At 58.6% G+C, this 4,396-nt stretch carries 7 protein-coding genes; 4 read left to right on the top strand and 3 right to left on the bottom strand.

Features of this window, described 5'->3' with window-relative positions:
• The coding region (locus tag B7L72_RS04605) for a DUF1456 family protein (protein WP_081192853.1) at positions 1–450 on the top strand (450 nt) is incomplete at its 5' end.
• 16 nt (positions 451–466) lie between these two features.
• Here B7L72_RS04605 and B7L72_RS04610 read toward each other — a convergent pair.
• Both B7L72_RS04610 and B7L72_RS04620 read right to left on the bottom strand, forming a co-directional pair.
• Positions 467–1,216 (bottom strand): class I SAM-dependent DNA methyltransferase, encoded by a 750-nt coding sequence (locus B7L72_RS04610; protein ID WP_081192855.1) that lies wholly within the window; start codon positions 1,214–1,216, stop codon positions 467–469.
• Positions 1,217–1,527: 311 nt separating this feature from the next.
• Positions 1,528–2,160 (bottom strand): alternative oxidase, encoded by a 633-nt coding sequence (locus tag B7L72_RS04620; protein ID WP_081192857.1) that lies wholly within the window; start codon positions 2,158–2,160, stop codon positions 1,528–1,530.
• Between the two features lie 194 nt (positions 2,161–2,354).
• Here B7L72_RS04620 and B7L72_RS04625 point away from each other — a divergent pair, with 194 nt between their 5' ends.
• On the top strand, positions 2,355–2,762 hold the full coding sequence (locus B7L72_RS04625) for a DUF4019 domain-containing protein (RefSeq protein WP_039179653.1): 408 nt from the start codon (positions 2,355–2,357) through the stop codon (positions 2,760–2,762).
• Between the two features lie 27 nt (positions 2,763–2,789).
• On the opposite strand, the gene B7L72_RS04630 is transcribed toward B7L72_RS04625, so the two are convergent.
• A complete protein-coding gene (locus B7L72_RS04630) occupies positions 2,790–3,392 on the bottom strand; it encodes a YqaA family protein (protein WP_039179656.1) in 603 nt (200 codons plus the stop codon).
• 135 nt (positions 3,393–3,527) lie between these two features.
• Here B7L72_RS04630 and B7L72_RS04635 point away from each other — a divergent pair, with 135 nt between their 5' ends.
• Both B7L72_RS04635 and B7L72_RS04640 read left to right on the top strand, forming a co-directional pair.
• The gene (locus B7L72_RS04635; protein ID WP_081138886.1) at positions 3,528–3,986 is read left to right on the top strand and encodes a hypothetical protein; all 459 of its coding nucleotides are present in this window, start codon (positions 3,528–3,530) and stop codon (positions 3,984–3,986) included.
• Between the two features lie 93 nt (positions 3,987–4,079).
• On the top strand, positions 4,080–4,396 hold a 317-nt coding region (locus tag B7L72_RS04640), incomplete at its 3' end, for a helix-turn-helix domain-containing protein (protein ID WP_139788449.1).

A 4,396-nucleotide genomic window follows, 5' to 3' on the forward strand; every position in this document is an offset into this window, starting at 1 on the left:
CGCCGTATTCGCTATGCCTTCGATTTGAAGGAGGCCACCATCGTCAATATCTTCGCCCTGGCAGAGGTGGACGTGACGCCTGCCCAGGTAACGGCCTGGCTGAAGAAGGATGAGGATGAAGCGCTGGTGCCCATGAAGAATCGTGAGCTGGCGGCGTTTTTGAATGGCTTCATCAGCTTCAAGCGCGGCAAGCGCGAAGGCCCGGTGCCTGCGCCGGAAACCCAGCTGAACAACAACATGGTGTTCCAGAAGCTGCGTATTGCGCTGAACATGAAGGCCGAAGACGTGCTGGCGGTGTTCGAGCAGGTGGGGCTACCGCTCAGCCCCCACGAGCTGAGCGCGTTCTTCCGCAAGCCAAGCCACAAGAATTACCGCGAGTGCAAGGACCAGATGCTGCGCAACTTCCTGATGGGCGTGCAGCAACAGCAGCGCCCCAGCCAGGAGAGCTGACGCCTTAGATGGCACCTTAGCCGTCGCGCTTCACGCACACGAAGATGGCATTGCCAGACGCGTTGTCCCACGGGGTGATGGTCTGGTAGTCGTGTTCGAACAAGTGCACCTCGAAGTAGGGCGTCAGCAGGGCGATGAGTTCGCCAAAGCTGACCGCCACCATGGGGTGCTCGTCATTCCATACCTGGGTGACCGCAGGTGTGCTCTTTTCGATACTGAGCCGCAGCGTTTGCCGTTCCCCTTGCCCCGCATAGTGCCAACCCGAACGAAACGTGAAGCGATCCTCACCCTGCTGGGCGGTGTGCTTGACGAACAGCGCGTTGTCGATGCGCTCCTTGTCCACGCTGTTGAAGCACAGTACGCCGCCGGTGCGCAGGGCGCGGTGGGTGCTGGCGATGCAGGCGCTCAGCTTTTCCAGGTTGGCGTTGTAGTGGATGGAGTATAAAAAGCAGGTGATCAAATCCACCGGCTCATCCACCTGGAACTGGCCCATGTCTTGCAGCGAAAAGTGAGCTTCCGGGCAGCGGGTGGCTGCCAGGTCCAGCATCGGCTGGTGAATGTCCAGCCCGCTGCTGGTGTAGCCCACATCCAGAAAATGGCGTACGTGGGGGCCGGTGCCGCAGGCCAGGTCCAGGTGCTGGCTGCCCGCGTTGCCAAACAGCTGATGCAGGCGATGAATGGCGTTACTTTGCGCGCGGTAGTCGATGTCGACGCACATCAGATCGTAATAGCCGGAAAGGTCGGTGTAGAGCGCGTTGACGGACATGGTGGCCTAACGGTGAACGCTAAAGGAAAGAGGTGGCGCATGGTATACGAGCGCTTCGTATTTGAGAAGCCGGGTTTGGCTAGCCAACGGAGAGGGCAATGATACATATTCGAACGCGCCCGCCGTTTATCTGCCCGGTTCGGGTTCGAGTATTGCGGGCCGTTCGGCAGCTACCGGCTTGATCCCAATAGCTGTTTCATGCGGCTATGCCTGGGCGAGAGCTGAAAAGGCTAATATCACCGGGCCTGGCGCAGGGGCCCGGTGATGGGTTGTGGAGACAGCTTTTCACGTTAGCCGCTTACGGTAGCCCATCAAGAAAGCTGGTCGGCGAAGTCATGGTTGACGTCCCGATGGCTCGCTTCGTCGGCACGCACGGCGATCACCACGTCGCGCAACCGCGCATCCTGGGGTAGCTTCCAGTAATCGATGGCGATTTGGGGCGCCGGGATGTTTTCGTACTCGCCTCGGTCGATGCCTTCCAGGTATTCGGTGTAGCTATAGACGGCTTCCTCTTCCAGGTAGCCGACCACGCGGTGGGCGGTCTTGCTGGAGCATAAATACAGCAGGAAAAACAGATTAAAGAACATGCCTTGGGCTACGAGAATGAGGAAGCGATCGAAACGGTTGGGCTTGGCGACCTCGATAAAGGTCATCAGGTGCATGCGCTCGTTTTCCGCTTCATCCAATAGGGTACGAATCCAGCCATCATCATCCTTGATGCGCCGAATGGCATGCAAGTGCTGTATCGCCCCTCCCACCATGCCGGGCACGGCTGCCACTGTTTCCAGAATGACGGCACGATGGCCGTAACGGCCGGCAAAAAACTTGTCGGCAAAAAACCGCATGAATTTCACGACTCGGTAGGCAATGCGGTCTGACAGCCCCTGAGGTTGGTGATGTGTGTATTGTTCGCCAGGCCTCGTGTGCTCATCATGACTGTTCATGGTCTACTCCTTGCAGGTAAAATTTTAATGTATGACTTCTGTATAGCTTTTGGGTTCGTCGCTTGAGCATCTTTTTGCCACTGCGGTGAAAGATTGACGTCGCTGGCAGCAATGGGCGCTGAAATGCTAAAGAATCCTTGCGACTTTCCGATAATAAAGAGGTACGTCTTTTCTTAGCCACTAATGAGTCTGCCATGCCAAAATTACGTGCTCTGTTGTTGTCCGCTGCCTTGTTGATGCTTACCGCAACGGCTCAGGCATCTGTGCAGGCGGCAGAGGAGGCGGCGCTGGCGTGGTTGGCGAAGATCGATAACAGCGAGTATGAACAGGCATGGGAAGCCGCTTCGCCACTGCTGAGCACACCGCTTTCTGCCACTATGCTTGAACGCACCGTTGCGCTGTCGCGCAAGGACTTTGGCTCGGTGCAATCGCGCCGCCGAGTGCGCGTTTCGCAGTACACCTCCATGCCCGGCGCTGAACGGGGCGACTTCAAGGTCGTTACCTTCCAGACCCAGTTTGCCAACCGCCCCCGAGTGGTGGAAGTGGTGACCCCGCATCTGGAAAACGGCACCTGGCGGGTCAGTGGTTACTATATCGAGTGACGGCTGGGCCAATCAGCCGCTAGCCTATCACACGATCATCCCCGCCAATGCCTGCATGACCAACACGATGACCAGCACCGCGCTGCCCAGTGCGAGGCTGGTCATCAGCGCATGGCGCTTCCACAGGGTTTCAACCCGTTTGCCATAGCGTTTCACCAGCCAGGCCAGCCCGTAGTAGCGCAGCCCGCGTGAGAGCAGCGCCGCCAGCACGAATAGCAGGATGGGGTAGCCGGAAAGCCCGGCGGTAATCATGGCCACCTGGAAGGGGATGGGAAGAATGCCGATGGCCAGAATCGCGGCAAACCCGTAGCGGTTGAAGAAGCCCTGAAACGCCTGATAGCTCTCCTCCATGCCCATGAACTCGATAAACCAGGTCCCCAGCGATTGATAGAGCACCATGCCCACGCTATAGCCCACCAGCGACGCCACCAGGCAGCCCAGCGTGGTGGCCGTGGCAATCGCCCAGATCCGCTGTTTGTTCACCGCCATCAACGGGATCAGTACCAGCTCGATGGGCACGGGCAGGATGATGGTTTCCAGAAACGAGAGGGTGGCGATCAGCCAGAGCATGTGTTTGGAGCCGTTCAAACGCTCCAGCCAGTGCTGGGTACGGGTAGAGATCAGCGCCATCGTGTCCTCCTGACGTAACTGGCATGGCCGACTGGCGTCGGCGCACATGATGAATGTGCGGGGTTGTCGTGTAGAGTAGACTGTTGCGTACTCATTGACCGACGCACTTGGAGCGACTCACACGGAGTGACTCACATGAGTGATCATCATATCGTCATCATTCCGGCAGAGCCTCACTATCTGCCCACTGCGCAGCAGGTAGCCCAGGCCAAGGCTGCGTTGTGGCAGTGGATGCCCGAGGCAGAGAGTATAGACGAGCAGGTATCAGAGCATGTGATGTTTCATGACTGTGGCAGCAACTTCGAGTACGTGCGCTGTCACCTGTGCGCGCAAGAGCTGACCCTTCCTGAGTGGCATCTCGTGATGGATCAGGATTACGACGCACAGCGTGGCTTTGCGCTCCTTCCCCAGGCGCTGCCGTGCTGTGGCAGTGTCGCCAGCGTGCACCAGCTCGACTACTCCTTCCCCCAAGGGTTCGCTCGGTTTTCGCTCACGGCCATCAACCCCAGAACAGGGGCCATGAGCCCCCAACAGACCGAGTCGCTGCAACGCCACCTGGGGCAACCCTTGCGGGTGATTTACCGGCATGTGTAGTGCGCAAGATTCGGGTAGGTGTCGGGCCTTTCACTGGGTAAGCTTTAGCGAGCATCAGCCTCTTTTTGCCCCTTTGCCCGTGAGATGGACGCGATGAACGACTACGCCCGTATCGAAAAAGCCATGGCCTTCATGGTGGCCCACGCCGCCCAGCAGCCGAGCCTGGAGGCGGTGGCCGAGCAGGTACACTTGAGTGCGTTCCATTTTCAGCGGCTGTTCAGCCGCTATGTAGGGGTGAGTCCGAAGCGCTTTTTACAAGCGTTGACGTTGGCGCGGGGCAAGCAGTTGATTGCTTCTTCCCAGAGCCTTGCCGACACCGCCGAAGCGCTGGGGCTGAGCGGCGGCTCGCGGCTTTACGATCATTTCGTGACGCTGGAAGCGGTCACACCGGGGGAGTTCAAGCGCCAGGG

This window comes from Halomonas sp. BC1 (genome assembly GCF_002078135.1).
In the GTDB taxonomy this organism is placed as follows: Bacteria; Pseudomonadota; Gammaproteobacteria; order Pseudomonadales; family Halomonadaceae; genus Vreelandella; species Vreelandella stevensii.

Excerpts from the sequence above, each read along its gene's own strand:
- B7L72_RS04635 (WP_081138886.1), top strand. The coding sequence starts at position 3,528 with ATGAGTGATCATCATATCGTCATCATTCCGGCAGAGCCTCACTATCTG.
- B7L72_RS04610 (WP_081192855.1), bottom strand. The coding sequence starts at position 1,216 with ATGTCCGTCAACGCGCTCTACACCGACCTTTCCGGCTATTACGATCTG.
- B7L72_RS04630 (WP_039179656.1), bottom strand. The coding sequence starts at position 3,392 with ATGGCGCTGATCTCTACCCGTACCCAGCACTGGCTGGAGCGTTTGAAC.
- B7L72_RS04620 (WP_081192857.1), bottom strand. The coding sequence starts at position 2,160 with ATGAACAGTCATGATGAGCACACGAGGCCTGGCGAACAATACACACAT.
- B7L72_RS04625 (WP_039179653.1), top strand. The coding sequence starts at position 2,355 with ATGCCAAAATTACGTGCTCTGTTGTTGTCCGCTGCCTTGTTGATGCTT.